The sequence below is a fragment of the Arthrobacter sp. 9E16 genome, from assembly GCF_002929435.1.
GTDB classification, from domain to species: domain Bacteria; phylum Actinomycetota; class Actinomycetes; order Actinomycetales; family Micrococcaceae; genus Arthrobacter_B; species Arthrobacter_B sunyaminii.
The window spans coordinates 1-808 of the sequence record NZ_PJIU01000014.1 but is presented as its reverse complement, the minus strand read 5'-3'; the positions used below and the strand labels follow the sequence as shown (position 1 = coordinate 808).

The following is an 808-nucleotide window of genomic DNA, read 5'->3' as shown; positions in this document are numbered from 1 at the left end:
GGCATTGTGGGTTCGAGTGAAATCGCCGGAGTTGATGACGACCTCCTCGAACGTTTCTGAGCCTGGAACCGTATAGGGACGCCAGACACCAGCTTGGCTGAAACCATCCGCAAGCCGATAGTCGGAAATACGTACGACGTCGGCGCTCAGCATGTCGGCTCCCTGCTCCGAGAGAACCCGCTCCGACAGTCGGTTCGGCTGAAGCCGGACCATGTTGACTTGGATTCCTGTGTCCTTCGTGAAGGCCTCGATGAAGGTCTTTTCATTCGCCTCGGGATATCCCGTATAGAGGTTCAAAGTCTGGCCCTTGGCCTTGTCGTAGACGTCCTGCGCAGCGATCTGCTCTCCGTCGATAACGAGACCCTTTGTCGTCTCAACGTCTGCATCGTTCTGGACAACCGATCCTTTGGCGCCGGAGGTTGACCCGCAGGCTGACACTGTGATGGCCACTACAGCGGCGAGTCCTGCAAGCTTCAATTTCTTGTGAGTTTTCACTGTTAGTCCCCTATTTCTACAAGGCGTTCTTGGTCGAAGCGGATTTCTTCTTCTTTGACGAATCGTGTGATCCAACCAGCTGGGCTGCTATGGCGAGAATGGCGATTACCAGGACATAAAATATGCTGATGGCAGCGGCCCCTGTGGTTTGGCCATTATCGAAATTGTCGAAGACGAGAATTGAGAGGATCCGAGTCTCTGAGGTGAAGAGGAATAGGGAAGCACTCAATTCACGCATGGAGAGCATCAGATACAGCAGTACCGTCGAGGTGATGCCGACCCTCATCAGCGGAACGGTCACCGAAAAGACAGC

Annotated in this window: 2 pseudogenes; both read right to left on the bottom strand. The window is 54.1% G+C overall.

Going from position 1 to position 808, the window contains the following annotated elements:
- Positions 1-495: pseudogene (locus CXR00_RS17965) on the bottom strand (iron ABC transporter substrate-binding protein); the annotation flags it as partial.
- 16 nt (positions 496-511) lie between these two features.
- Positions 512-808: pseudogene (locus CXR00_RS17960) on the bottom strand (hypothetical protein); the annotation flags it as partial.